At 59.5% G+C, this 23,895-nt stretch carries 36 protein-coding genes; 35 read left to right on the top strand and 1 reads right to left on the bottom strand.

The window, feature by feature from the left end; all coding sequences use genetic code 11:
- Positions 1-133: 133 nt before the first annotated feature.
- The 33 genes from rpsL to bfr all read left to right on the top strand — a co-directional run bounded on the left by rpsL (position 134) and on the right by bfr (position 18,961).
- A complete protein-coding gene (gene rpsL, locus JQX08_RS18530) occupies positions 134-505 on the top strand; it encodes a 30S ribosomal protein S12 (RefSeq protein WP_110683332.1) in 372 nt (123 codons plus the stop codon).
- Between the two features lie 105 nt (positions 506-610).
- Positions 611-1,081, top strand: coding sequence for a 30S ribosomal protein S7 (gene rpsG, locus JQX08_RS18535; protein ID WP_205349903.1), 471 nt, complete (start codon positions 611-613; stop codon positions 1,079-1,081).
- Between the two features lie 30 nt (positions 1,082-1,111).
- A complete protein-coding gene (gene fusA / locus JQX08_RS18540; RefSeq protein WP_205349904.1) occupies positions 1,112-3,241 on the top strand; it encodes an elongation factor G in 2,130 nt (709 codons plus the stop codon).
- A 30-nt stretch (positions 3,242-3,271) separates the two neighbouring features.
- Entirely contained in the window at positions 3,272-4,465 is a 1,194-nt protein-coding gene (gene tuf / locus JQX08_RS18545; RefSeq protein ID WP_205349905.1) for an elongation factor Tu, read from the top strand.
- A 149-nt stretch (positions 4,466-4,614) separates the two neighbouring features.
- The gene (gene rpsJ, locus JQX08_RS18550; RefSeq protein WP_003186070.1) at positions 4,615-4,926 is read left to right on the top strand and encodes a 30S ribosomal protein S10; all 312 of its coding nucleotides are present in this window, start codon (positions 4,615-4,617) and stop codon (positions 4,924-4,926) included.
- 83 nt (positions 4,927-5,009) lie between these two features.
- The gene (rplC, locus tag JQX08_RS18555; RefSeq protein ID WP_205349906.1) at positions 5,010-5,645 is read left to right on the top strand and encodes a 50S ribosomal protein L3; all 636 of its coding nucleotides are present in this window, start codon (positions 5,010-5,012) and stop codon (positions 5,643-5,645) included.
- A gap of 12 nt (positions 5,646-5,657) precedes the next feature.
- Positions 5,658-6,260 carry a 50S ribosomal protein L4 gene (rplD, locus tag JQX08_RS18560; protein ID WP_205349907.1) on the top strand — a complete coding sequence of 201 codons (603 nt, stop codon included), beginning with the start codon at positions 5,658-5,660 and terminating at the stop codon, positions 6,258-6,260.
- Positions 6,257-6,556, top strand: coding sequence for a 50S ribosomal protein L23 (rplW, locus tag JQX08_RS18565; protein ID WP_205349908.1), 300 nt, complete (start codon positions 6,257-6,259; stop codon positions 6,554-6,556). The genes rplD and rplW overlap by 4 nt, the downstream gene beginning before the upstream one ends.
- 14 nt (positions 6,557-6,570) lie before the next feature.
- A complete protein-coding gene (gene rplB / locus JQX08_RS18570) occupies positions 6,571-7,392 on the top strand; it encodes a 50S ribosomal protein L2 (protein WP_205349909.1) in 822 nt (273 codons plus the stop codon).
- Positions 7,393-7,408: 16 nt separating this feature from the next.
- The gene (gene rpsS / locus JQX08_RS18575) at positions 7,409-7,684 is read left to right on the top strand and encodes a 30S ribosomal protein S19 (RefSeq protein ID WP_190422803.1); all 276 of its coding nucleotides are present in this window, start codon (positions 7,409-7,411) and stop codon (positions 7,682-7,684) included.
- A 13-nt stretch (positions 7,685-7,697) separates the two neighbouring features.
- Positions 7,698-8,030 carry a 50S ribosomal protein L22 gene (gene rplV, locus JQX08_RS18580; RefSeq protein WP_003103908.1) on the top strand — a complete coding sequence of 111 codons (333 nt, stop codon included), beginning with the start codon at positions 7,698-7,700 and terminating at the stop codon, positions 8,028-8,030.
- Positions 8,031-8,043: 13 nt separating this feature from the next.
- Positions 8,044-8,730: a 30S ribosomal protein S3 gene (rpsC, locus tag JQX08_RS18585; RefSeq protein WP_205349910.1), complete on the top strand. Its 687-nt coding sequence runs from the start codon at positions 8,044-8,046 to the stop codon at positions 8,728-8,730.
- Between the two features lie 12 nt (positions 8,731-8,742).
- Positions 8,743-9,156, top strand: coding sequence for a 50S ribosomal protein L16 (rplP, locus tag JQX08_RS18590; RefSeq protein WP_205349911.1), 414 nt, complete (start codon positions 8,743-8,745; stop codon positions 9,154-9,156).
- A complete protein-coding gene (gene rpmC, locus JQX08_RS18595) occupies positions 9,156-9,347 on the top strand; it encodes a 50S ribosomal protein L29 (protein ID WP_205349912.1) in 192 nt (63 codons plus the stop codon). The genes rplP and rpmC overlap by 1 nt, the downstream gene beginning before the upstream one ends.
- Before the next feature lie 2 nt (positions 9,348-9,349).
- Positions 9,350-9,616: a 30S ribosomal protein S17 gene (gene rpsQ, locus JQX08_RS18600; RefSeq protein ID WP_205349913.1), complete on the top strand. Its 267-nt coding sequence runs from the start codon at positions 9,350-9,352 to the stop codon at positions 9,614-9,616.
- Positions 9,617-9,639: 23 nt separating this feature from the next.
- On the top strand, positions 9,640-10,008 hold the full coding sequence (gene rplN, locus JQX08_RS18605; RefSeq protein WP_003289207.1) for a 50S ribosomal protein L14: 369 nt from the start codon (positions 9,640-9,642) through the stop codon (positions 10,006-10,008).
- A gap of 11 nt (positions 10,009-10,019) precedes the next feature.
- A complete protein-coding gene (gene rplX / locus JQX08_RS18610; RefSeq protein WP_205349914.1) occupies positions 10,020-10,334 on the top strand; it encodes a 50S ribosomal protein L24 in 315 nt (104 codons plus the stop codon).
- Positions 10,335-10,353: 19 nt separating this feature from the next.
- Complete coding sequence (gene rplE, locus JQX08_RS18615) at positions 10,354-10,893, top strand: 50S ribosomal protein L5 (protein ID WP_205349915.1); 540 nt, start codon at positions 10,354-10,356, stop codon at positions 10,891-10,893.
- A gap of 13 nt (positions 10,894-10,906) precedes the next feature.
- Positions 10,907-11,212: a 30S ribosomal protein S14 gene (rpsN, locus tag JQX08_RS18620; RefSeq protein WP_205349916.1), complete on the top strand. Its 306-nt coding sequence runs from the start codon at positions 10,907-10,909 to the stop codon at positions 11,210-11,212.
- A gap of 189 nt (positions 11,213-11,401) precedes the next feature.
- A complete protein-coding gene (gene rpsH / locus JQX08_RS18625) occupies positions 11,402-11,794 on the top strand; it encodes a 30S ribosomal protein S8 (protein ID WP_205349917.1) in 393 nt (130 codons plus the stop codon).
- 12 nt (positions 11,795-11,806) lie between these two features.
- The gene (gene rplF, locus JQX08_RS18630) at positions 11,807-12,340 is read left to right on the top strand and encodes a 50S ribosomal protein L6 (protein ID WP_205349918.1); all 534 of its coding nucleotides are present in this window, start codon (positions 11,807-11,809) and stop codon (positions 12,338-12,340) included.
- Positions 12,341-12,350: 10 nt separating this feature from the next.
- On the top strand, positions 12,351-12,701 hold the full coding sequence (gene rplR / locus JQX08_RS18635) for a 50S ribosomal protein L18 (RefSeq protein ID WP_205349919.1): 351 nt from the start codon (positions 12,351-12,353) through the stop codon (positions 12,699-12,701).
- 3 nt (positions 12,702-12,704) lie between these two features.
- Positions 12,705-13,205 carry a 30S ribosomal protein S5 gene (rpsE, locus tag JQX08_RS18640; RefSeq protein WP_205349920.1) on the top strand — a complete coding sequence of 167 codons (501 nt, stop codon included), beginning with the start codon at positions 12,705-12,707 and terminating at the stop codon, positions 13,203-13,205.
- Positions 13,206-13,207: 2 nt separating this feature from the next.
- A complete protein-coding gene (gene rpmD / locus JQX08_RS18645) occupies positions 13,208-13,390 on the top strand; it encodes a 50S ribosomal protein L30 (protein ID WP_205349921.1) in 183 nt (60 codons plus the stop codon).
- A gap of 3 nt (positions 13,391-13,393) precedes the next feature.
- A complete protein-coding gene (gene rplO / locus JQX08_RS18650; protein WP_205349922.1) occupies positions 13,394-13,828 on the top strand; it encodes a 50S ribosomal protein L15 in 435 nt (144 codons plus the stop codon).
- A complete protein-coding gene (secY, locus tag JQX08_RS18655) occupies positions 13,829-15,157 on the top strand; it encodes a preprotein translocase subunit SecY (RefSeq protein WP_205349923.1) in 1,329 nt (442 codons plus the stop codon).
- Between the two features lie 28 nt (positions 15,158-15,185).
- On the top strand, positions 15,186-15,302 hold the full coding sequence (gene rpmJ / locus JQX08_RS18660) for a 50S ribosomal protein L36 (protein WP_002555468.1): 117 nt from the start codon (positions 15,186-15,188) through the stop codon (positions 15,300-15,302).
- 130 nt (positions 15,303-15,432) lie between these two features.
- Entirely contained in the window at positions 15,433-15,789 is a 357-nt protein-coding gene (gene rpsM / locus JQX08_RS18665) for a 30S ribosomal protein S13 (RefSeq protein ID WP_205349924.1), read from the top strand.
- Positions 15,790-15,819: 30 nt separating this feature from the next.
- Entirely contained in the window at positions 15,820-16,209 is a 390-nt protein-coding gene (gene rpsK, locus JQX08_RS18670) for a 30S ribosomal protein S11 (protein WP_039806105.1), read from the top strand.
- Positions 16,210-16,226: 17 nt separating this feature from the next.
- A complete protein-coding gene (gene rpsD / locus JQX08_RS18675) occupies positions 16,227-16,847 on the top strand; it encodes a 30S ribosomal protein S4 (RefSeq protein ID WP_205349925.1) in 621 nt (206 codons plus the stop codon).
- Between the two features lie 22 nt (positions 16,848-16,869).
- Positions 16,870-17,871: a DNA-directed RNA polymerase subunit alpha gene (locus JQX08_RS18680; RefSeq protein WP_205349926.1), complete on the top strand. Its 1,002-nt coding sequence runs from the start codon at positions 16,870-16,872 to the stop codon at positions 17,869-17,871.
- Positions 17,872-17,913: 42 nt separating this feature from the next.
- Positions 17,914-18,300: a 50S ribosomal protein L17 gene (rplQ, locus tag JQX08_RS18685; RefSeq protein ID WP_205349927.1), complete on the top strand. Its 387-nt coding sequence runs from the start codon at positions 17,914-17,916 to the stop codon at positions 18,298-18,300.
- Between the two features lie 193 nt (positions 18,301-18,493).
- Complete coding sequence (gene bfr / locus JQX08_RS18690; RefSeq protein WP_205349928.1) at positions 18,494-18,961, top strand: bacterioferritin; 468 nt, start codon at positions 18,494-18,496, stop codon at positions 18,959-18,961.
- Between the two features lie 65 nt (positions 18,962-19,026).
- Here the strand turns inward: bfr and uvrA are convergent, their stop codons facing one another.
- Positions 19,027-21,861 (bottom strand): excinuclease ABC subunit UvrA, encoded by a 2,835-nt coding sequence (gene uvrA, locus JQX08_RS18695; RefSeq protein WP_205349929.1) that lies wholly within the window; start codon positions 21,859-21,861, stop codon positions 19,027-19,029.
- 132 nt (positions 21,862-21,993) lie between these two features.
- Here uvrA and JQX08_RS18700 point away from each other — a divergent pair, with 132 nt between their 5' ends.
- On the top strand, positions 21,994-23,379 hold the full coding sequence (locus tag JQX08_RS18700; RefSeq protein WP_205349930.1) for an MFS transporter: 1,386 nt from the start codon (positions 21,994-21,996) through the stop codon (positions 23,377-23,379).
- A gap of 16 nt (positions 23,380-23,395) precedes the next feature.
- Positions 23,396-23,881 carry a single-stranded DNA-binding protein gene (locus tag JQX08_RS18705; protein ID WP_205349931.1) on the top strand — a complete coding sequence of 162 codons (486 nt, stop codon included), beginning with the start codon at positions 23,396-23,398 and terminating at the stop codon, positions 23,879-23,881.
- The last annotated feature ends 14 nt before the right edge of the window (positions 23,882-23,895 follow it).

Consider the following 23,895-nt stretch of genomic DNA (forward strand, 5'->3'; position numbering starts at 1 on the left):
CTCTGGGGTCGCCTTGACGGGGTGCGGGAAGCTCTTTAGACTCATGCACCCCTAAATTTGGCAGGGCGCCTCGCTCTGCCATTTTGCTTTTGTTGTAGTAAATAGCGTCGAAAGACAACAGTGGAGCTAGTAGATGGCAACTATCAACCAGCTGGTACGCCAGCCGCGCAAGCGCCTCGTCGAGAAGAGCGACGTGCCTGCGCTGCAGAACTGCCCGCAGCGCCGTGGCGTGTGCACTCGCGTGTACACCACCACGCCGAAGAAACCGAACTCCGCACTGCGTAAAGTGTGCCGTGTTCGTTTGACCAACGGCTTTGAAGTCACCTCCTACATCGGTGGTGAGGGTCACAACCTCCAGGAGCACAGCGTTGTGCTGATCCGTGGCGGTCGTGTCAAAGACTTGCCGGGTGTGCGTTATCACACCGTGCGCGGTTCGCTGGATACCACCGGCGTCAAAGACCGTAAGCAGGGTCGTTCCAAGTACGGTACCAAGCGTCCGAAGTAATTCGGTTCGCCATTTTTCTTTTTGTTGAGTCGATAAGAGTAAGGTCGGGCGTAACTTTCTGGTTATGGTCCCGGGCTAACCTGAAGACCGTTTTGAGGGCTTATCATGCCAAGACGTCGTGTAGCAGCTAAGCGTGAGATTCTGGACGATCCGAAATACGGAAGCCTGATTCTCGCCAAATTCATGAACCACGTGATGGAAAGCGGCAAGAAAGCTGTCGCTGAGCGCATCGTTTACGGCGCTCTGGACACTGTCAAAGCGCGCAAGAACAGCGATCCCCTGGAGATCTTCGAGAAAGCTCTCGACGCCATCGCTCCGCTGGTCGAAGTGAAGTCCCGCCGTGTAGGCGGTGCGACTTACCAGGTTCCGGTCGAAGTTCGTCCGTCCCGTCGTAACGCTCTGGCCATGCGCTGGCTGGTGGATTACGCCCGCAAGCGTGGCGAGAAGTCCATGGCTCTGCGCCTTGCTGGCGAGCTGCTGGATGCTGCAGAAGGCAAAGGTGCTGCAGTTAAGAAGCGTGAAGACGTGCATCGCATGGCCGAAGCCAACAAAGCGTTCTCGCACTACCGCTTCTAATTTTCGCGCTTCTAAATTTGCGAGGGCTTTATGGCTCGTACTACCCCGATTAACCGCTACCGTAATATTGGTATCTGCGCCCACGTTGACGCGGGCAAGACCACTACTACCGAGCGGATCTTGTTTTACACAGGCCTCAGCCACAAGATGGGTGAAGTGCACGACGGCGCTGCTACCACCGACTGGATGGTGCAGGAGCAGGAGCGTGGTATCACCATTACCTCCGCTGCCGTTACCACCTTCTGGAAAGGTTCCGTTGGTCAGTACGACAACTATCGCGTAAACGTCATCGACACCCCCGGCCACGTTGACTTCACCATTGAAGTAGAGCGTTCGCTGCGCGTGCTTGACGGCGCGGTCGTGGTGTTCTGCGGCACCTCCGGTGTTGAGCCGCAGTCCGAAACCGTATGGCGTCAGGCCAACAAGTACGGCGTTCCACGTGTTGTCTACGTGAACAAGATGGACCGTGCTGGTGCCAACTTCCTGCGCGTCGTCGGTCAGATCAAGAGCCGTCTGGGTCATACTCCGGTGCCGATCCAGTTGGCCATTGGTGCAGAAGAGAACTTCGAAGGTCAGATCGATCTGATCAAGATGAAGGCGATCTACTGGAACGATGACGACAAGGGCACCACCTATCGCGAGGAAGAGATTCCGGCTGAGCTGCTGGATCTCGCTACCGAGTGGCGCTCGAACATGGTTGAGGCAGCCGCCGAAGCCAACGAAGAGCTGATGAACAAGTACCTCGAAGAGGGCGAGCTGACCGTCGCCGAGATCAAGGCCGGCCTGCGCGCGCGCACCCTGGCCAGCGAGATCGTTCCGGCCGTCTGCGGTTCTTCGTTCAAGAACAAGGGCGTTCCCCTGGTTCTCGACGCTGTCATCGACTTCCTGCCTGCTCCGACCGAAATCCCGGCGATCAAGGGTATCCACCCGGACCTCATCGAGAAGCCGAAAGAAGAGCTCACCGACAGCGACTACGACGAGCGTCATGCTGACGACAGCGAGCCGTTCTCGGCCCTGGCGTTCAAGATTGCCACCGATCCGTTCGTTGGTACTCTGACCTTCGTTCGTGTCTATTCGGGCTTCCTCAGCTCTGGCGACTCCGTGATCAACTCGGTCAAGGGTAAGAAAGAGCGCGTTGGTCGTATGGTGCAGATGCACGCCAACCAGCGTGACGAGATCAAGGAAGTGCGCGCGGGTGATATCGCCGCGCTGATCGGCATGAAGGACGTCACTACTGGTGACACCCTGTGCAATGCCGACCAGCCGATCATCCTCGAGCGTATGGACTTCCCGGAGCCGGTAATTTCGGTGGCTGTTGAGCCGAAAACCAAGGCTGACCAGGAGAAGATGGGTATCGCACTGGGCAAGCTCGCTCAGGAAGACCCGTCGTTCCGCGTCAAGACTGACGAAGAGACCGGCCAGACCATCATCTCCGGTATGGGTGAGCTGCACCTGGACATCCTGGTTGACCGTATGCGCCGCGAATTCAACGTCGAGGCCAATATCGGTAAGCCGCAGGTTTCCTACCGCGAGAAGATCACCAAGAACTGCGAGATCGAAGGCAAGTTCGTACGCCAGTCCGGTGGTCGTGGCCAGTTCGGTCACTGCTGGATTCGCTTCGCGCCGGCTGACGAAGGTCAGGAAGGTCTGGTGTTCGTTAACGAAGTTGTCGGTGGTGTGGTTCCGAAGGAATACATCCCGGCGATCCAGAAGGGCATCGAAGAGCAGATGAAGAACGGCGTTGTCGCCGGCTATCCGCTTATCGGTCTGAAGGCGACCGTGTTCGATGGTTCCTACCACGACGTCGACTCCAACGAGATGGCGTTCAAGGTGGCGGCCTCCATGGCGACCAAGCAACTCGCTCAGAAGGGCGGTGGTGTTGTGCTTGAGCCGATCATGAAGGTTGAGGTGGTAACCCCTGAGGACTACATGGGTGACGTGATGGGTGACCTGAACCGTCGGCGTGGTCTGATCCAGGGTATGGAAGACTCGGTTTCCGGTAAAGTTATCCGTGCCGAGGTTCCGCTGGGTGAGATGTTCGGTTATGCGACCGACGTCCGCTCCATGTCCCAGGGTCGCGCAAGCTACTCCATGGAATTCTCCAAGTACTCCGAGGCTCCGTCGAACATCGTCGAAGCACTGGTTAAAAAACAAGGCTGATTCAGCCCTTTAGGCAAGAGGTTCACTGTCGTGGCTAAAGAAAAATTCGAACGTAACAAACCGCACGTCAACGTAGGCACCATCGGTCACGTCGACCACGGTAAAACTACTCTGACCGCTGCTCTGACCCGCGTCTGCTCCGAAGTTTTCGGTAGCGCCCGTGTCGATTTCGACAAGATCGATAGCGCCCCGGAAGAAAAGGCTCGTGGTATCACCATCAACACCGCTCACGTTGAGTACGACTCGTCCGTACGTCACTACGCGCACGTTGACTGCCCGGGTCACGCTGACTATGTGAAGAACATGATCACCGGTGCTGCCCAGATGGACGGCGCGATCCTGGTTTGCTCGGCTGCCGACGGTCCGATGCCGCAGACTCGCGAGCACATCCTGCTGTCCCGTCAGGTTGGCGTTCCGTACATCGTCGTGTTCCTGAACAAGGCCGACATGGTTGACGACGCTGAGCTGCTCGAGCTGGTTGAGATGGAGGTCCGTGACCTGCTGTCCACCTACGACTTCCCGGGCGACGACACTCCGATCATCATCGGCTCCGCGCTGATGGCTCTGAACGGTCAAGACGACAACGAAATGGGCACCAGCGCTGTTAAGAAGCTGGTTGAAACTCTGGATAGCTACATTCCGGAGCCGGTTCGTGCCATCGACAAGCCGTTCCTGATGCCGATCGAAGACGTGTTCTCCATCTCCGGCCGCGGCACCGTGGTTACCGGTCGTGTTGAGCGCGGTATCGTCAAGATCCAGGAAGAAATCGAGATCGTTGGTCTGCGTGACACCACCAAGACCACCTGCACCGGCGTGGAAATGTTCCGCAAGCTGCTCGACGAAGGTCGTGCTGGCGAGAACTGCGGTATCCTGCTGCGCGGCACCAAGCGTGACGACGTGGAGCGTGGTCAGGTTCTGGCCAAGCCAGGCACCATCAAGCCGCATACCAAGTTCGAAGCTGAAGTGTACGTGCTGAGCAAAGAAGAAGGTGGTCGTCACACCCCGTTCTTCAAAGGCTACCGTCCGCAGTTCTACTTCCGTACCACTGACGTGACCGGTAACTGCGAGCTGCCGGAAGGCGTTGAGATGGTAATGCCGGGCGACAACATCAAAATGGTTGTCACCCTGATCAAGCCGATTGCCATGGAAGACGGCCTGCGCTTCGCAATTCGCGAAGGCGGCCGTACCGTTGGTGCCGGCGTGGTTGCCAAAGTCATCGAGTAATCGATGATGCGCAGAAAAGGCCCCAATCGGGGCCTTTTCTGTTTGTTGATCATTTATTGACACCCCCAAGACGCATCCGTACAATTGCGCCTCCTTTTATCGGGCGTATTGCGCCTGGTGGGGATGGCAACTTGGAGTCTGAGGTCAAAATGCAAAACCAACAAATCCGTATTCGGTTGAAGGCTTTTGACCATCGCCTGATCGATCAATCCACCCAGGAAATCGTGGAAACCGCGAAACGTACTGGTGCTCAGGTGCGTGGTCCGATTCCTCTGCCTACTCGCAAGGAGCGTTTCACTGTGTTGGTCTCCCCGCACGTCAACAAAGACGCGCGTGACCAGTACGAGATTCGCACTCATAAGCGTGTGCTGGACATCGTTCAGCCGACGGACAAAACCGTCGACGCGCTGATGAAGCTCGACCTTGCTGCAGGCGTGGAAGTGCAGATCAGCCTCGGCTAAAAACCGTCGGTTTTTAGTCGTGTAACGCTCTGAAATGGGCGGCCATAGCGGGTGAGAGCCCCGTACACTCATGAGGTTACAACATGACTATTGGTGTAGTCGGTCGTAAATGCGGCATGACCCGCGTTTTCACCGAAGAAGGTGTCTCCATTCCGGTTACAGTCATTGAGATTGAGCCGAATCGAGTGACCCAATTCAAAACTGAAGAAAGCGATGGCTATCGCGCTGTGCAGGTTACCGTGGGTGAGCGTCGTGCTTCTCGCGTGACCAAGGCCCAGGCAGGTCACTTCGCCAAGGCGAGCGTTGCTGCTGGTCGCGGTGTTTGGGAATTCCGTCTCGAAGACGGTGAGTACCAAGCTGGTGATCTGATCAGCGCCGAGACCTTCCAAGCGGGTCAACTGGTCGACGTGACCGGTCAATCCAAAGGTAAGGGCTACGCCGGTACCATCAAGCGCTGGAATTTCCGTGGTCAAGACAACACCCACGGTAACTCCGTTTCCCACCGCGCTCCCGGTTCCATCGGCCAGTGCCAGACTCCTGGTCGAGTATTCAAGGGCAAAAAAATGTCCGGTCATATGGGCGCTGAGCGCGTGACCGTGCAGTCCCTGGAAGTGGTTCGCGTGGATGCTGAACGTAATCTGTTGCTGGTCAAGGGTGCCATTCCGGGCGCTCCGGGCGGCGACGTGATTGTGCGTCCGGCAGCCAAGGCTCGCGGTTAAGGGGAAGCTGACATGCAATTGAATGTTAATGGCGCACAAGCGATCGAGGTTTCTGAGCAAACCTTCGGTGGTGAGTTCAACGAAACTCTGGTGCATCAGGCTGTCGTGGCCTACATGGCTGCTGGCCGTCAAGGCAGCAAGCAGCAAAAAACTCGTTCTGATGTCTCCGGTGGCGGTAAGCGTCCGTGGCGTCAGAAGGGTACTGGCCGTGCTCGTGCTGGTACCACTCGTGGTCCGATCTGGCGTGGCGGTGGCGTGACCTTCGCTGCTCGTCCGCAGGATCACTCGCAGAAGCTCAACAAGAAGATGTACCGCGCCGCAATGCGCTCCATCCTCGCCGAGCTGGTGCGTAGCGATCGTCTGATCGTGGTATCGGATTTCGCCGTCGACACGCCGAAGACCAAGGTTCTGCTGAACAAGCTGAACGGCCTGGGTCTGACTGACGTGCTGATCGTTGCTGATTCGGTCGACGAGAATCTGTATCTGGCGGCTCGCAACCTGCCGCACGTTGATGTGCGTGATGTTCAAGGTTCCGATCCGGTCAGCCTGATCGCTTTCGACAAGGTGTTGATCACCGTGTCGGCAGTGAAAAAGTTCGAGGAGCTGCTGGGATGAACCAGGAACGCGTATTCAAAGTGCTGCTTGGCCCGCACGTCTCCGAGAAGGCCACTGTTCTGGCTGACAAGCAAGGCCAGTTCGTTTTCAAGGTTGCAACTGACGCAACCAAGCTGGAAATCAAGAAGGCCGTCGAAAGCCTGTTCAGCGTGAAAGTGGAGCGCGTGACGACTCAGAACGTTCTGGGTAAGAGCAAGCGTACCGCTCGCGGTCTGGGCAAGCGCAACGACTGGAAGAAGGCGATCATCTCCCTTCAGCCGGGCCAAGATCTCGATTTCACCAGCAGTGCTGAGTAAGGAAGGGGTGCATCATGGCAATTGTTAAATGCAAACCGACTTCCGCTGGCCGCCGTTTCGTGGTCAAAGTGGTCAATTCGGAGCTGCACAAAGGCGCTCCTTATGCTCCGCTGCTGGAGAAGAAGTCGAAGTCTGGCGGTCGTAACAACAACGGCCGCATCACCACTCGCCACATTGGCGGTGGTCACAAGCAGCACTATCGTCTGGTCGATTTTCGTCGCAACAAGGATGGCATCCCGGCCACCGTTGAGCGCATCGAATACGATCCGAACCGTACTGCGCACATCGCTCTGCTGAAGTACGCCGACGGCGAGCGTCGCTACATCATCGCTCCGAAAGGCGTGAGCGCTGGCGATCAGCTGATCTCCGGCTCCATGGCGCCGATCAAGCCGGGTAACACCCTGCAGCTGCGCAACATTCCGGTGGGTTCGACCGTTCACGGTATCGAGCTGAAACCGGGTAAAGGTGCACAGATCGCTCGTTCCGCTGGTGCTTCGGCTCAGCTGGTTGCGCGAGAAGGTGCCTATGTGACCCTGCGTCTGCGCTCCGGCGAGATGCGCAAAGTACTGGCTGAGTGCCGTGCGACCCTGGGCGAAGTCTCGAACTCCGAGCACAGCCTGCGCTCGCTGGGTAAAGCCGGTGCTACGCGCTGGCGTGGCGTTCGCCCGACTGTTCGTGGTGTGGCCATGAACCCGGTCGATCACCCGCATGGTGGTGGTGAAGGTCGTACCTCTGGTGGTCGTCATCCGGTGTCGCCGTGGGGCTTCCCGACTAAGGGCGCGAAGACTCGTGGTAACAAGCGCACCGATAACATGATCGTCCGTCGTCGCAAGTAAATAGAGGGATACGACAGTGCCACGTTCTCTGAAAAAAGGTCCTTTTATCGATCTTCACCTGTTGAAGAAGGTCGAAGTGGCGGCGGAAAAGAACGATCGCAAACCGGTTAAAACCTGGTCGCGTCGCTCGATGATCCTGCCGCAGATGGTCGGTCTGACCATCGCTGTGCATAACGGTCGTCAACATGTCCCGGTCCTCGTGAGCGAAGACATGGTCGGCCACAAACTCGGCGAGTTCGCTGCTACCCGCACTTATCGTGGGCACGCGGCTGACAAGAAAGCCAAGCGTTAAGGGGTAAGGAACGATGGAAGTAGCCGCTAAGTTGTCGGGCGCTCGCATCTCCGCCCAGAAAGCCCGCTTGGTCGCCGACCAGATCCGCGGGAAGAAGGTGGGCGAAGCGCTCAACCTGCTGGCTTTCAGTAGCAAGAAAGCCGCCGAGATCATGAAGAAAGTGCTGGAGTCGGCCGTTGCCAACGCCGAGCACAACGAGGGCGCGGACGTGGACGACCTGAAGGTCTCCACCGTTTTCGTCAACGAAGGGCGTTCGCTTAAGCGCATCATGCCGCGTGCCAAAGGCCGCGCTGATCGCATCGTCAAGCGGTCTTGCCATATCACTGTCAAGGTTGCGGACAAGTAACGGAGTCGATGAGATGGGTCAGAAAGTACATCCCGTAGGCATCCGCCTGGGAATCGTCAAGGATCATACCTCCGTCTGGTACGCAGACGGCCGGACTTACGCGGACTACCTGTTCGCGGATCTGAAAGTCCGTGAGTATCTCCAAGACAAACTAAAAAGCGCGTCCGTAAGCCGCATCGATATCCATCGCCCGGCTCAAACCGCACGCATCACCATCCACACCGCTCGTCCCGGCATCGTGATCGGCAAGAAAGGTGAAGATGTTGAGAAGCTGCGTCAGGACCTGACCAAGCAAATGGGTGTGCCGGTGCACATCAATATCGAAGAGATCCGCAAGCCGGAGCTCGACGGTATGCTGGTTGCGCAGAGCGTAGCTCAGCAGCTGGAGCGTCGTGTGATGTTCCGTCGCGCCATGAAGCGCGCTGTACAGAACGCCATGCGCATTGGTGCCAAGGGCATCAAAATCCAAGTGAGTGGTCGTTTGGGCGGTGCTGAAATCGCGCGTACCGAGTGGTACCGCGAAGGTCGTGTGCCTCTGCACACCCTGCGTGCCGATATCGACTATGCCACCTACGAAGCGCACACCACTTACGGTGTGATCGGTGTCAAGGTTTGGATCTTCAAAGGCGAAGTGATTGGTGGTCGCCAAGAAGAGCTGAAGCCTATGGCTCCTGCGCCTCGCAAAAAAGCTGCTAAGTAAGGGGTACGCCAAATGCTGCAACCTAAGCGTACAAAATTCCGCAAGCAGATGACCGGCCACAACCGTGGTCTGGCTCATCGCGGTAGCAAAGTCAGCTTCGGCGAGTTCGCGCTGAAGTCTGTTGCTCGCGGTCGCCTCACCGCTCGTCAAATCGAGTCCGCGCGTCGTGCGCTGACCCGTCACGTCAAGCGTGGTGGCAAGATCTGGATCCGTGTGTTCCCGGACAAGCCGGTTACCAAGAAGCCCCTGGAAGTGCGGATGGGTAAAGGGAAGGGTAGCGTTGAATACTGGGTAGCCCAGATTCAGCCGGGCAAGGTCCTCTACGAAATCGAAGGCGTTTCCGAGGAATTGGCCCGTGAGGCTTTCGCCCTGGCTGCTGCAAAGCTGCCGTTGGCTACCTCCTTCGTTAAGCGGACGGTGATGTAATGAAAGCGAATGAACTTCGTGAAAAATCCGCTCAGCAACTGAACGAGCAATTGCTTGGTCTGCTGCGCGACCAGTTCAATCTGCGTATGCAGAAAGCGACTGGCCAGTTGGGGCAGTCGCACCTGCTCTCGCAAGTCAAGCGCGATATCGCTCGTGTGAAGACTGTGCTCACTCAGCAGGCAGGTAAGTAATCATGGCTGAAGCTCAGAAAACCGTCCGCACGCTGACCGGCCGCGTAGTCAGCGACAAAATGGACAAGACCATCACCGTTCTGGTCGAGCGTCGCGTAAAGCACCCGATCTACGGTAAGTACGTCAAGCGTTCGACCAAGCTGCACGCTCACGACGAAACCAACCAGTGCCGCATCGGCGACACCGTCTCGATTCGCGAGACGCGTCCGCTGGCCAAGACCAAATCTTGGGCGCTGGTTGAGATCGTCGAACGCGCAGTCGAAGTCTAAGAGCTAGGGGTCGGAGAAATTTTATGATTCAGACTCAATCCATGCTCGATGTGGCTGATAACAGTGGCGCGCGTCGTGTTATGTGCATCAAGGTGCTCGGCGGTTCGCACCGCCGTTACGCCGGCATTGGTGACATCATCAAGGTGACCGTGAAGGAAGCAATTCCGCGCGGCAAAGTGAAGAAGGGTCAGGTGATGACCGCTGTCGTGGTCCGCACCCGTCACGGTGTGCGTCGCCCGGATGGCTCGATCATTCGCTTCGACGGTAACGCTGCTGTTCTGCTGAACAACAAGCAAGAGCCGATCGGCACCCGTATTTTTGGGCCGGTGACTCGCGAGCTTCGTTCTGAGAAGTTCATGAAGATCGTCTCGCTCGCCCCTGAAGTTCTGTAAGGAGATCCGACATGCAAAAGATTCGTCGTGACGACGAGATCATCGTGATCGCCGGCAAGGACAAGGGTAAGCGCGGTAAGGTGCTGAAGGTGCTCGCTGACGACCGTCTGGTCGTTGGCGGGATCAACCTGGTCAAGCGTCATACCAAGCCGAACCCGATGTCGGGCGTTCAGGGCGGTATCGTCGAAAAAGAAGCGCCTCTGCACGCTTCCAACGTCGCCATCTTCAATGCTGAAACCAACAAAGCTGATCGCGTTGGCTTCAAAGTAGAAGAAGGCAAGAAAATTCGTGTCTTCAAGTCGAACCAAAAGCCGGTCGACGCTTGAGCACTGCTAGGTAGATACCATGGCACGACTAAAAGAGATTTACCGGAAAGACATCGCGCCCAAGCTGAAGGAACAACTGCAGCTGGCGAACGTGATGGAAGTTCCGCGCATCACCAAAATCACCCTCAACATGGGCCTGGGCGAAGCTATCGGTGACAAGAAAGTCATCGAGAATGCTGTCGCTGACCTGGAAAAAATCACCGGTCAAAAGCCGATCGTGACCTACGCCCGCAAGTCGATTGCAGGCTTCAAGGTTCGTGAAGGTTGGCCGATCGGCGTCAAGGTGACGCTGCGCCGTGATCGTATGTACGAATTTCTGGATCGCCTGATCTCCATCTCCCTGCCGCGCGTGCGTGACTTCCGCGGCCTGAATGCCAAGTCCTTCGACGGTCGCGGCAACTACAGCATGGGCGTGAAAGAGCAGATCATTTTCCCGGAAATCGATTACGACAAGATCGATGCGCTGCGTGGTCTCGATATCACCCTGACCACTACTGCCCGTACGGATGATGAAGGTCGCGCCCTGCTGCGTGCTTTCAGCTTCCCGTTCCGCAACTGATCGGAGTAGGAACATGGCTAAACAGAGCATGAAGAACCGCGAGCTGAAGCGTCAGCAGACGGTTGCCAAGTTCGCTAAGAAGCGTGCCGAGCTGAAAGCTACCATCGTCAACCCGAACTCCACTCCGGAAGCTCGTTGGGAAGCCCAGGTAGCCCTGCAGAAGCAGCCGCGTGACGCCAGCGCCAGTCGCCTGCGTAACCGCTGCCGTCTGACCGGTCGTCCGCATGGCGTGTACCGCAAGTTCGGCCTTGGCCGTAACAAGCTGCGGGAAGCGGCAATGCGTGGTGACGTGCCGGGTCTGGTGAAAGCCAGCTGGTAACATCGCTGGGAGTGCCGTCTGGCACTTTCCACGCTGTTAATGAATCCAGCCCCTCTTGGGGCTTGATTCATTTTTGAACGGTCTCTAGAATGACCGGCTCGCCCGAGCCAGGCCTCTTTTTTGCCTGGGGTTTTGGGCGGTATTAGTAGTCGCAAGACTAGTCCTTTTTGTATCAGGAGCATCTAGCCCATGAGTATGCAGGACCCGTTAGCGGACATGCTAACTCGTATCCGTAATGCCCAGATGGCTGAAAAGTCTGTCGTAAGCATGCCGTCTTCCAAGCTGAAGGTGGCCGTGGCCAACGTTCTGAAGAGCGAAGGCTATATCAGCGGATACCAAATCAGCAGCGACGCCAAGCCGCTGCTGTCCATTGAGCTGAAGTACTTCGAAGGCCGTCCAGTCATTGAAGAGCTGAAGCGTGTAAGCCGTCCTGGCCTGCGCCAGTACAAGTCCGTAGACCAGCTGCCGAAAGTGCGCGGCGGCCTGGGCGTCTCGATTGTCTCCACCAACAAGGGTGTGATGACTGATCGGGCTGCTCGCGCTGCTGGCGTTGGCGGCGAAGTGCTCTGCACTGTGTTCTAAGGGGGGATAAGCATGTCTCGCGTTGCTAAGAACCCCGTCAAGCTGCCCGCTGGCGTTGAGGTCAAGATTGCTGGTCAGCAGCTTTCGGTTAAGGGTGCCAAGGGCGCTCTTGAGCTGAATGTACACCCGTCCGTTGAAGTCCAGCAGGAAGCAGGTGAACTGCGTTTTGCTGCGCGCAATGGCGATCAACAGAACCGCGCCATGGCCGGCACTACTCGTGCACTGGTCAACAACATGGTCATCGGTGTAAGCCAGGGCTTCGAGCGCAAGCTCCAGCTGGTCGGCGTTGGCTACAAGGCTCAGGCCAAGGGTCAAGTGCTGTCGCTGGCTCTCGGCTTCTCCCACCCGGTGGACTATGAGCTGCCGCAGGGCGTTTCCGCTGAAACCCCCAGCCAGACCGACATCCTGATCAAGGGTATCGACAAGCAGCTGGTTGGTCAGGTGGCTGCTGAGATCCGCGACTTCCGTCCGCCAGAGCCTTACAAAGGCAAGGGCGTGCGTTATTCCGATGAAGTCGTTCATCGTAAAGAAGCTAAGAAGAAGTAGGGCATAGCAAATGAGCGTAAAGAAAGAAACTCGTCTGCGTCGCGCTCGCAAGGCACGCCTGAAAATGCGCGAGCTGGAATCCGTACGCCTCTGCGTGTACCGCTCTTCCCAGCACATCTACGCCCAGGTCATTTCGGCCGACGGCGGCAAGGTCCTGGCCAGCGCCTCGACCTTGGACAATGCACTGCGTGACGGCGCCACCGGCAACGTTGACGCGGCCAAGAAAGTTGGCCAGCTGGTCGCTGAGCGCGCGAAAGCCGCTGGCGTAACCAAGGTGGCTTTCGATCGTTCGGGCTTCAAGTATCACGGTCGCGTCAAGGCGCTGGCTGATGCTGCTCGTGAAGGCGGACTGGAGTTCTAAGTTATGGCAAATAACGACCAAAAACGCGACGAAGGCTACATCGAGAAGCTGGTCCAGGTTAACCGCGTTGCCAAGACCGTCAAAGGCGGTCGCATCTTCACCTTCACTGCGTTGACCGTGGTGGGTGATGGCAAGGGCCGTGTTGGCTTTGGCCGTGGCAAGTCCCGCGAAGTGCCGGCAGCCATCCAGAAAGCGATGGAAGCTGCGCGTCGCAACATGATCCAGGTTGATCTGAAAGGCACCACTCTGCAGTACGCCATGAAGTCCGCCCACGGCGCTTCGAAGGTCTACATGCAGCCTGCATCCGACGGTACCGGCATCATCGCTGGTGGCGCGATGCGTGCGGTGCTGGAAGTCGCTGGCGTACAGAACGTGCTGGCTAAGTGCTACGGCTCGACCAATCCGGTCAACGTGGTTCATGCGACCTTCAAAGCTCTGAAGGGCATGCAGTCCCCGGATTCCGTGGCTGCTAAGCGTGGTAAGAGCGTCGAGGAGATTCTCTAACCATGGCTAACGCAACTGTTAAGGTCACGCTGATCAAGAGCGTGAGCGGCCGCCTGGCTAATCACAAGGCTTGCGTCAAAGGTCTCGGCCTGCGTCGTATCGGTCACACCGTAGAGGTTCTGGATACTCCGGAAAACCGCGGCATGATCAACAAGGCCTATTACCTTCTGCGTGTGGAGGGTTAAGACATGCAATTGAACGATCTGCGTTCCGCTCCGGGTGCCCGTCGCGAGAAGCAACGTGTCGGTCGCGGCATTGGTAGTGGCCTGGGTAAAACCGGTGGCCGTGGCCACAAAGGTCAGACCTCGCGTTCCGGTGGCACCATTGCTCCGGGCTTCGAGGGTGGTCAACAGCCGCTGCATCGTCGTCTGCCGAAATTTGGCTTCGTCTCGCTGAAGGCTATGGATCGCGCGGAAGTTCGTACTTCCGAGCTGGCCAAGGTCGAAGGTGATGTGGTCACCGTGCAGGCCCTCAAGGATGCCAACGTGATCAACCGCAACGTGCAGCGCGTGAAAATCGTGTTGTCCGGTGATGTTGCTCGCGCGGTGACCCTGAAAGGCATCGCCGCCACCAAGGGTGCGCGTGCGGCCATCGAAGCAGCTGGCGGTAAGTTCGAGGACTAAATGGCTAAGCAAGGTGCTCTCTCAGCGCTCAGCAATGGTGGGTTATCCGAGCTCTGGGCTCGGCTGCGCTTCCTGTTTATGGCGATCATCGTCTATCGGATAGGTGCGCACATTCCGGTGCCCGGGATCAATCCAGACCGGCTCGCTGACCTGTTCCGGCAGAACGAGGGGACTATTCTTAGCCTGTTCAACATGTTTTCCGGCGGCGCGCTGGAGCGGATGAGCATCTTTGCATTGGGGATCATGCCGTACATCTCGGCATCGATCATCATGCAGCTCATGACCGCGGTCAGCCCGCAGCTGGAGCAGTTGAAGAAAGAGGGTGAGGCTGGTCGTCGCAAGATCAGTCAGTACACTCGCTACGGTACGCTGATCCTGGCGTTGGTGCAGGCCACTGGCATGTCCATTGGTCTCGCGGGTCAGGGTGTGGCGTTTTCGGTCGGGTTCGGTTTCCACTTCGTGGCCGTCACTACCTTCGTGGCAGGGGCGATGTTCATGATGTGGCTCGGTGAGCAGATCACCGAGCGCGGTGTCGGCAACGGCATCTCGATGCTGATCTTCTCCGGGATTGTCGCGGGCTTGCCGCGGGCGATCGGGCAGTCTTTCGAGTCTGCGCGTCAGGGCGATATCAATATCTTCGCTCTGGTGGCGATCGGCCTGTTGGCAGTGGCGATCATCGGTTTTGTGGTGTTCATTGAGCGTGGTCAGCGCCGCATCGCGGTGCACTATGCCAAGCGTCAGCAAGGCCGCAAGGTCTTCGCTGCGCAGACCAGCCACTTGCCGCTGAAGGTCAATATGGCGGGGGTTATCCCGGCCATCTTCGCCAGCAGTCTCCTGCTGTTCCCGGCCTCTCTAGGGGCCTGGTTCGGTCAGTCCGAAGGTCTGGGCTGGCTGCAGGATGTCTCGCAAGCCATTGCGCCCGGTCAGCCGTTGAATATCTTGCTGTTTAGTGCAGGGATCGTGTTCTTCTGCTTCTTCTACACGGCGCTGATGTTCAATCCGAAAGACGTAGCTGAGAACCTGAAAAAGTCCGGCGCCTTTATTCCGGGTATCCGTCCTGGCGAGCAATCGGCACGTTACATTGATGGTGTGCTGACCCGCTTGACTCTGTTCGGTGCCCTGTACATGACGGCTGTTTGTCTGCTGCCCCAGTTCCTGGTGGTGGCGGCCAACGTACCGTTTTACCTTGGCGGGACCTCGTTGCTGATCGTGGTCGTGGTTGTGATGGACTTTATGTCGCAAGTGCAATCGCACCTCGTGTCGCACCAGTACGAATCCCTGATGAAGAAAGCCAACCTGAAGGGTTACGGCAGCGGCATGCTCCGCTGATGTGCCCGTAAGGTTCGAGGAGTTGGTGATGAAAGTTCGTGCATCGGTGAAAAAGCTGTGCCGCAACTGCAAGATTATTCGCCGCGAAGGTGTCGTGCGAGTGATCTGCAGCGCGGAACCGCGTCACAAGCAGCGCCAAGGCTGAGTGTGATCAAGCGCCAGAGCCCGGCAGCTAGTGCGCTGCCGGGTTGATTCTTTGTTTCTACAGCGCTAATATCTCGCGCCCTTTTCTTGGCTTCCGGGGCGTAGGTAGCTGTCAATTGGAGTTCCACTGAATGGCCCGTATTGCAGGCGTAAACATTCCAGATAACAAACACACTGTTATCTCGCTGACCTACATCTACGGTGTTGGTCGCACCACTGCGCAGAGCATCTGCGCGGCGGCCGGCGTAAATCCGGCAGCAAAAATCAAAGATCTGAGCGATGAGCAGATTGAAGTGTTGCGTGGCGAAGTCGCCAAGCTCACCACTGAAGGTGACCTGCGCCGCGAAATCAACATGAAGATCAAGCGTCTGATGGACCTGGGTTGCTACCGTGGCCTGCGCCACCGTCGCGGTCTGCCGGTTCGTGGTCAGCGCACCAAGACCAACGCCCGCACCCGTAAGGGCCCGCGCAAGCCGATCCGCAAGTAATCGCATACGCGAATCGACAGGAATATAGTCATGGCAAAACCTGCTGCTCGTCCTCGTAAGAAAATCAAAAAGACAGTGGTTGATGGCATCGCCCATATCCACGCGTCTTTCAACAACACCATCGTGACCATCACCGATCGTCAAGGTAACGCCCTGTCCTGGGCTACCTCCGGCGGCTCCGGTTTCCGTGGCTCCCGTAAAAGCACCCCCTTTGCTGCTCAGGTCGCCGCTGAACGCGCCGGTCAGGCTGCTCTGGAGTACGGTCTGAAGAACCTCGACGTGAACGTCAAGGGTCCAGGTCCGGGTCGTGAATCTGCCGTGCGTGCGTTGAACGCCTGCGGCTACAAAATCGCCAGCATCACCGACGTGACGCCAATCCCGCACAACGGGTGCCGTCCGCCGAAGAAGCGCCGCGTGTAATTGGGAGACAGTGAGATATGGCTCGTTATATTGGTCCGAAGTGCAAACTGTCTCGTCGTGAAGGCACCGATCTCTTCCTGAAGAGTGGTGCTCGCGCGCTTGAATCCAAGTGCAACATTGAATCGGCTCCTGGCCAGCACGGCGCGCGCCGTGGCCGTCAGTCCGATTACGGCACTCAGCTTCGTGAGAAGCAAAAAGTTCGTCGTATCTATGGCGTGCTCGAGCGTCAGTTCAGCAGCTACTACAAGGAAGCCGCCCGCAAGAAGGGCGCTACCGGCGAGAACCTGCTGCAACTGCTGGAGTGCCGTCTGGATAACGTGGTTTACCGCATGGGCTTCGGTGCTACCCGTGCTGAATCGCGCCAACTGGTTTCGCACAAATCCATCACCGTGAACGGTCAGACCGTGAACATCCCGTCGTTCCAGGTTCGTGCTGGTGACGTGGTTGCGGTGCGTGAGAAGTCGAAGAACCAGCTGCGCATCACTCAAGCTCTTGAGCTGTCCGCCCAGCGCGGCGGCGTCGAGTGGGTGGACGTTGACACTGAGAAGAAATCTGGCGTGTTCAAAAGCGTGCCGGCTCGCAGTGATCTGTCCGCCGACATCAACGAGAGCCTGATTGTCGAGCTCTACTCCAAGTAAGGGCTAGAAAATAGGTGCATCCATGCAGATTTCGGTAAATGAGTTTCTGACCCCCCGTCACATCGATGTGCAGGTGGTCAGTCCGACCCGTGCCAAGATCACGCTCGAGCCGCTCGAGCGTGGTTTCGGCCATACCTTGGGCAACGCGTTGCGTCGCATCCTGTTGTCCTCCATGCCTGGCTGTGCAGTAGTCGAGGCCGAAATTGACGGTGTACTCCACGAGTACAGCGCCATCGAAGGCGTGCAGGAAGATGTCATCGAGATCCTGCTCAACCTGAAAGGTCTGGCTATCAAGCTGCACGGCCGTGACGAAGTGACTCTGGTTCTGGCGAAGAAAGGCGCGGGCGTTGTTACCGCGGCTGACATTCAACTGGATCACGATGTCGAAATCGTCAACGGTGACCATGTCATTGCCAATCTGGCCTCCAATGGCTCGCTGAACATGAAGCTGACTGTAGCTCGTGGTCGCGGATACGAGCCGGCAGATGCTCGCCAGAGTGATGAAGACGAAAGCCGGAGCATTGGTCGTCTGCAGTTGGATGCGTCCTTCAGCCCGGTGCGTCGTGTGGCGTACGTGGTTGAGAACGCTCGCGTTGAGCAGCGTACCAACCTCGACAAGCTGGTCATTGACCTGGAAACCAACGGCACCCTGGATCCGGAAGAGGCTATCCGCCGGGCTGCGACCATTCTGCAGCAGCAGTTGGCCGCGTTCGTCGACCTCAAAGGTGACAGCGAGCCTGTGGTGATCGAGCAGGAAGACGAGATCGATCCGATCCTGCTGCGCCCGGTTGATGATCTGGAACTGACCGTACGTTCGGCCAACTGCCTGAAGGCGGAGAACATTTACTACATCGGCGACCTGATTCAGCGCACCGAAGTAGAACTGTTGAAGACTCCCAACCTCGGCAAGAAGTCCCTGACCGAGATCAAGGACGTCCTGGCCTCCCGTGGTCTGTCCCTCGGCATGCGCCTCGACAACTGGCCGCCGGCAAGTCTTAAGAAGGACGACAAGGCGACTGCCTGATCGTCGTAATCACCGAACGTGAGTTTGGTAAGGAATTGAACCATGCGTCATCGTAAAAGTGGGCGTCACCTGAACCGCACCAGCGCGCACCGCAAGGCCATGTTCCAGAACATGGCGGTTTCCCTGTTCGAGCACGAGCTGATCAAAACCACTCTGCCGAAAGCGAAAGAGCTGCGTCGCGTTGCTGAGCCGCTGATCACCCTGGCCAAGGAAGACAGCGTTGCCAACCGTCGTCTGGCGTTTGACCGTACTCGCTCGAAAGAAGCGGTCGGCAAACTGTTCAACGACCTGGGCAAGCGCTACGCCACTCGTCAGGGCGGCTACCTGCGTATCCTGAAGTGCGGTTATCGCGCAGGCGACAACGCACCGATGGCTTACGTCGAGCTGGTTGATCGTCCGGTTACCGGCGCGGTCGAAGCGGCTGAGTAAGCTGTAGCAGTACCCCAAAAAACCGGGCCTGGCCCGGTTTTTTTATGCGCGGAAGCAACGTGGCCGGTGGTCCGCGCGTGCTGGGTAGGTGCGCGATAGTTGGGCCCTAGCGGCTTTTTTCGTGCACTGACGTGACCGTTGCCCGGGCATCGTTCACACTAATCACCTTCACCGCAGTAACAGGAATGCCGGGATGCAAGGGCAGACGGAAGTAATCGACTATCTCAATTCGCTGCTGGTCGGCGAGCTCGCGGCGCGCGATCAGTACTTCATCCATTCGCGGATGTACGAGGACTGGGGTTTCACCAAGCTCTACGAACGCCTCAACCACGAAATGGAAGAAGAGACCCAGCACGCCGACGCGCTGGTCCGTCGTATCCTGATGCTCGAGGGCACGCCGCGCATGCGTGCGGACGATCTCGAGGTCGGCCGCACGGTGCCGGAGATGCTGGAGAACGACCTGCGTCTGGAGTACAAGGTGCGCGCCGCGTTGTGCAAGGGCATCGAGCTGTGCGAGCGGCACAAGGATTACGTCAGCCGCGACATCCTCAAGCTGCAGCTGGCGGATACCGAGGAAGACCACGCCTACTGGTTGGAACAGCAACTTGGCCTGATCAAGACCGTCGGCCTGGAGAACTACCTGCAGTCGCAGGCGTTCTGAGGCGGCGGCAATAAAAAGGCCCCGGCCACCATCAGTGGTGCCGGGGCTTTCTCATGCCCGGCTGGTCAGGCGCGGTCGCGTTCCAGCAGCGGTTTGAGGAAGTGCCCGGTGAAGGATTGCGGCAGTTCGGCGACCTGCTCCGGGGTGCCGCTGGCGATGATCTGGCCGCCTTTCGAGCCACCCTCGGGGCCGAGATCGACCAGCCAGTCGGCGGTCTTGATCACATCCAGGTTGTGCTCGATGACCACCACGGTGTTGCCGTGGTCGCGCAGGCGGTGCAGCACGTCGAGCAGTTGCTGGATGTCGGCGAAGTGCAGCCCGGTGGTTGGCTCGTCGAGGATGTACAGAGTCTTGCCGGTGTCGCGCTTGGACAGCTCGCGGGACAGCTTGACCCGCTGCGCCTCGCCGCCGGAGAGGGTGGTCGCGCTCTGGCCGAGCTTGATGTAGCTGAGGCCGACGTCGATCAGCGTCTGCAGCTTGCGCGCCAGTGCCGGCACCGCATCGAAGAAGCCGCGCGCGTCCTCGATGGTCATCTCCAGCACTTCGTGAATGGTCTTGCCCTTGTAGCGGATCTCCAGGGTCTCGCGGTTGTAGCGCTTGCCCTTGCACACGTCGCACGGCACGTAGATGTCCGGCAGGAAGTGCATTTCCACCTTGATCACGCCGTCGCCTTGGCACGCCTCGCAACGCCCGCCTTTGACGTTGAAGGAGAAGCGCCCCGGGCCGTAACCGCGCGAACGGGCTTCCGGTACGCCGGCGAACAGCTCTCGGATCGGCGTGAACAGCCCGGTGTAGGTTGCCGGGTTGGAGCGCGGCGTGCGGCCAATCGGACTCTGGTCGATGTCGACCACCTTGTCGAGGTGCTGTAGGCCATCGAAGGATTCGTGCGGCGCGGTTTCCAGAGTGGTCGCGCCGTTCAGCGCAGTGGCGGTGATCGGGAACAGGGTGTTGTTGATCAGCGTCGATTTGCCCGAGCCGGACACACCGGTAACGCAGGTCAGTAGGCCGACCGGGATTTCCAGGTTGACGTCCTGCAGGTTGTTGCCGCGCGCGCCCTTGAGCTTGAGCAGCTTCTTCTTGTCGCGCGGGGTGCGCGCGGCCGGCACGGCGATTTTCTTACGCCCGGACAGGTACTTGCCGGTCAGCGAGTCGGGGTGGCTCATCACCTCGGCCGGCGTGCCCTCGGCGACAATCTGCCCGCCATGCACGCCGGCGCCGGGGCCGATGTCGACCACGTAGTCGGCGAGGCGGATGGCGTCCTCGTCGTGCTCGACCACGATCACCGTGTTGCCGAGGTTGCGCAGGTGGGTGAGGGTGCCGAGCAGGCGCTCGTTGTCACGCTGGTGTAGGCCGATCGACGGCTCGTCGAGGATGTACATCACCCCGACCAGGCCGGCGCCGATCTGGCTGGCCAGGCGAATGCGCTGCGCCTCGCCGCCGGACAGGGTGTCGGCGCTGCGGTCGAGGGTCAGGTAGTCTAGGCCGACGTTGACCAGGAACTGCAGGCGCTCGCGGATTTCCTTGAGGATCTTCGCGGCGATCTCGCCGCGCCGGCCGGTGAGGGTCAGTCCGGCGGCGTATTCGCAGGCGGCGCCGATCGGCAGGGCGGTGACCGCCGGCAATGTCTTGTCGCCGACCCACACGTGCCGCGCCTCGCGACGCAGGCGCGTGCCGTGGCAGTCCGGGCAGGGCTGGGTGCTGAGGAACTTGGCCAGTTCCTCGCGCACCGTGGTCGATTCGGTTTCCCGGTAGCGGCGCTCCAGATTGGGCAGGATGCCCTCGAACGGGTGCGCGCGCTTGACGATGTCGCCGCGGTCGTTGAGGTAGCGGAAGTCCACGCTGTCCTTGCCGCTGCCGAACAGCACGGCTTTCTGGTGTTCGGCACTGAGCTCGTCGAACGGCACTTCCAGGCTGAAGCCATAATGCGCGGCCAGCGAGCCGAGCATCTGGAAGTAGTAGACGTTGCGCCGATCCCAGCCGCGGATCGCGCCCTCGGCCAGGGTCAGCTCGCCGTTGACCACCCGCCGCGCGTCGAAGAACTGCTTCACGCCGAGGCCGTCGCAGGTCGGGCAGGCGCCGGCCGGGTTGTTGAAGGAGAACAGCTTGGGTTCCAGCTCGCTGATCGAGTGGCCGCAGATCGGGCAGGCGAAGCGCGCCGAGAAGATCATCTCTTCGCCTTCCTCGTCATCCATCGGTGCCACCAGGGCGATGCCGTCGGCGAGGTTGATGGCGGTCTCGAAGGACTCGGCGAGGCGCTGCTGCAGGTCGTCGCGGACCTTGAAGCGGTCGACCACCACGTCGATCGAATGCTTCTTCTGCTTGTCCAGCTTGGGCAGCTCGTCGAGTTCGTAGACCTTGCCGTTGACCCGGGCGCGCACGAAGCCCTGGGCGCGCAGCTCGTCGAACACCGCCAGGTGCTCGCCCTTGCGCTCTCGGATCACCGGGGCCAGCAGCATCAGCTTGCGGCCCTCGGGCAGGGCGATGACCTGGTCGACCATCTGGCTGACGGTCTGCGCCTCCAGCGGCACGTCGTGGTCCGGGCAGCGCGGCATGCCGACGCGGGCGTAGAGCAGGCGCAGGTAGTCGTAGATCTCGGTGATGGTGCCGACCGTCGAACGCGGGTTGTGCGAGGTGGACTTCTGCTCGATGGAGATCGCCGGCGACAGGCCTTCGATGGTGTCGACGTCGGGCTTCTCCATCATCGACAGGAACTGCCGGGCGTAGGCCGACAGCGATTCCACGTAGCGGCGCTGCCCCTCGGCATACAGGGTGTCGAAGGCCAGCGAGGATTTGCCCGAACCGGACAGGCCGGTGATCACGATCAGTTTGTCGCGCGGCAGGGTCAGGTCGATGTTCTTCAGGTTGTGGGTACGCGCCCCACGGATCAGGATCTTGTCCACTAAAGCCTCGCAGGTGGCGGGCGGAAACCGCCGAGTATACGGCTCGCTCCGGCTGTGCGGCAAAGCGACGCTGCTGTGTCTGCACCGGTTCGGCTGGTAGAATCGCCGGCTGGTTTTGATGGGACATCTGCAATGCACGAACTGCACAGTGATCGCATGAGCGGCGCCGAAACCCGCGCGGCCTCCGGGCTGGCGCTGGTCTTCGCTTTCCGCATGCTCGGCATGTTCATGGTTCTGCCGGTGCTGGCGACCTACGGCATGGACCTGGCCGGGGCAACTCCGGCGTTGATCGGCCTGGCCATCGGCGCCTACGGCCTGACCCAGGCGGTGCTGCAGATTCCGTTCGGGGTGATTTCCGACCGTATCGGCCGGCGCCCGGTGATCTACGTCGGCCTGCTGATCTTCGCCGCCGGTGCAGTGCTGGCGGCGCAGGCCGACTCGATCTGGGGCGTGATCGCCGGCCGCGTGCTGCAGGGCGCCGGGGCAATTTCCGCGGCGGTGATGGCGCTGCTCTCCGACCTGACCCGCGAGCAGCATCGCACCAAGGCGATGGCCATGATCGGCATGAGCATCGGCGTGTCGTTTGCCGTGGCCATGGTGGTCGGCCCGCTGTTGACCCGCGCGTTCGGCCTGCACGGGCTGTTCTGGGCCACCGCCGGCATGGCTCTGCTCGGCTTGCTGGTGGTCGCCGCGTTCGTCCCGCGCGCCGCCAGTCACCTGCAGCACCGCGAATCCGGGGTGGCGCGCCAGGCGCTGCTGCCGACCCTGCGCCATCCTGACCTGCTGCGCCTGGACCTGGGCATCTTCGTGCTCCACGCGATCCTCATGGCCAGCTTCGTCGCCCTGCCGCTGAGCCTGGTACAGGAAGCCGGGCTGCCCAAGGAGCAGCACTGGTGGGTGTACCTGACCGCGCTGTTGGTCGGCTTCTTCGGCATGGTGCCGTTCATCATCTACGGCGAGAAGAAGCGTCAGATGAAGCGCGTGCTGCTTGGCGCGGTGAGCGTGCTGCTGCTCTGCGAGCTGTTCTTCTGGCGCTTCGGCAACAGCCTGGATGCGCTGGTGATCGGCACCGTGGTGTTCTTCACCGCCTTCAACCTGCTGGAAGCCTCGCTGCCCTCGCTGATCAGCAAGGTCTCGCCGGCGGGCGGCAAGGGCACGGCGATGGGCGTGTACTCCACCAGCCAGTTCCTCGGCGCCGCGCTGGGCGGCATTCTCGGCGGCTGGCTGATGCAGCATGGCGGCCTCGACAGCGTGTTCCTGGGCTGTGCGGCGCTCTGTGCACTGTGGCTGGTATTTGCTGTTACCATGCGTGAACCGCCGTATGTGACCAGTCTGCGCCTGCCTTTGCCGCCCGCTGCGGCGCAGGACGGTGGGTTGGCCGGGCGGATATCGCAGTTGCCCGGCGTGACCGACGCCATGGTGGTGGCCGAGGAGGCCGCCCTGTATATCAAAGTGGATTCTGAACAATTGGACCGCACGTCCATCGAGCGCGAAATCAATGCCGCGCCGGCGTGCTGAAGCCTAGGAGAACGTTATGGCCCGTGGGGTTAACAAAGTCATTTTGCTCGGCAACGTCGGTGGCGATCCGGAAACCCGTTATCTGCCCAACGGCAACGCGGTAACCAATATCACCCTGGCCACCAGCGACAGCTGGACCGACAAGCAGTCCGGTCAGAAGCAGGAACGTACCGAATGGCACCGCGTGGTGTTCTTCGGCAAACTCGCGGAGATCGCCGGTGAATACCTGCGCAAGGGCTCGCAAGTCTACGTCGAAGGGCGTCTGCAGACCCGCGAGTGGGAGAAGGACGGCGTCAAGCGCTACACCACTGAGATCGTCGTCGACATGAACGGTCAGATGCAGCTGCTCGGCGGCCGTGGTGGTGATGACAGCGCGCCGCGCCAGTCGCGCCCGGCGCCGCAGCAGTCTGCTCCGCGTGAATCGCGTCCGGCGCCGCAGCAGCAGCCCGCCGCGCAACCCGCGCCGGACTACGACAGCTTCGACGACGACATCCCGTTCTAAGCGGAAGCGTCAAC

The sequence above is a fragment of the Zestomonas insulae genome (genome assembly GCF_016901015.1).
GTDB classification, from domain to species: domain Bacteria; phylum Pseudomonadota; class Gammaproteobacteria; order Pseudomonadales; family Pseudomonadaceae; genus Aquipseudomonas; species Aquipseudomonas insulae.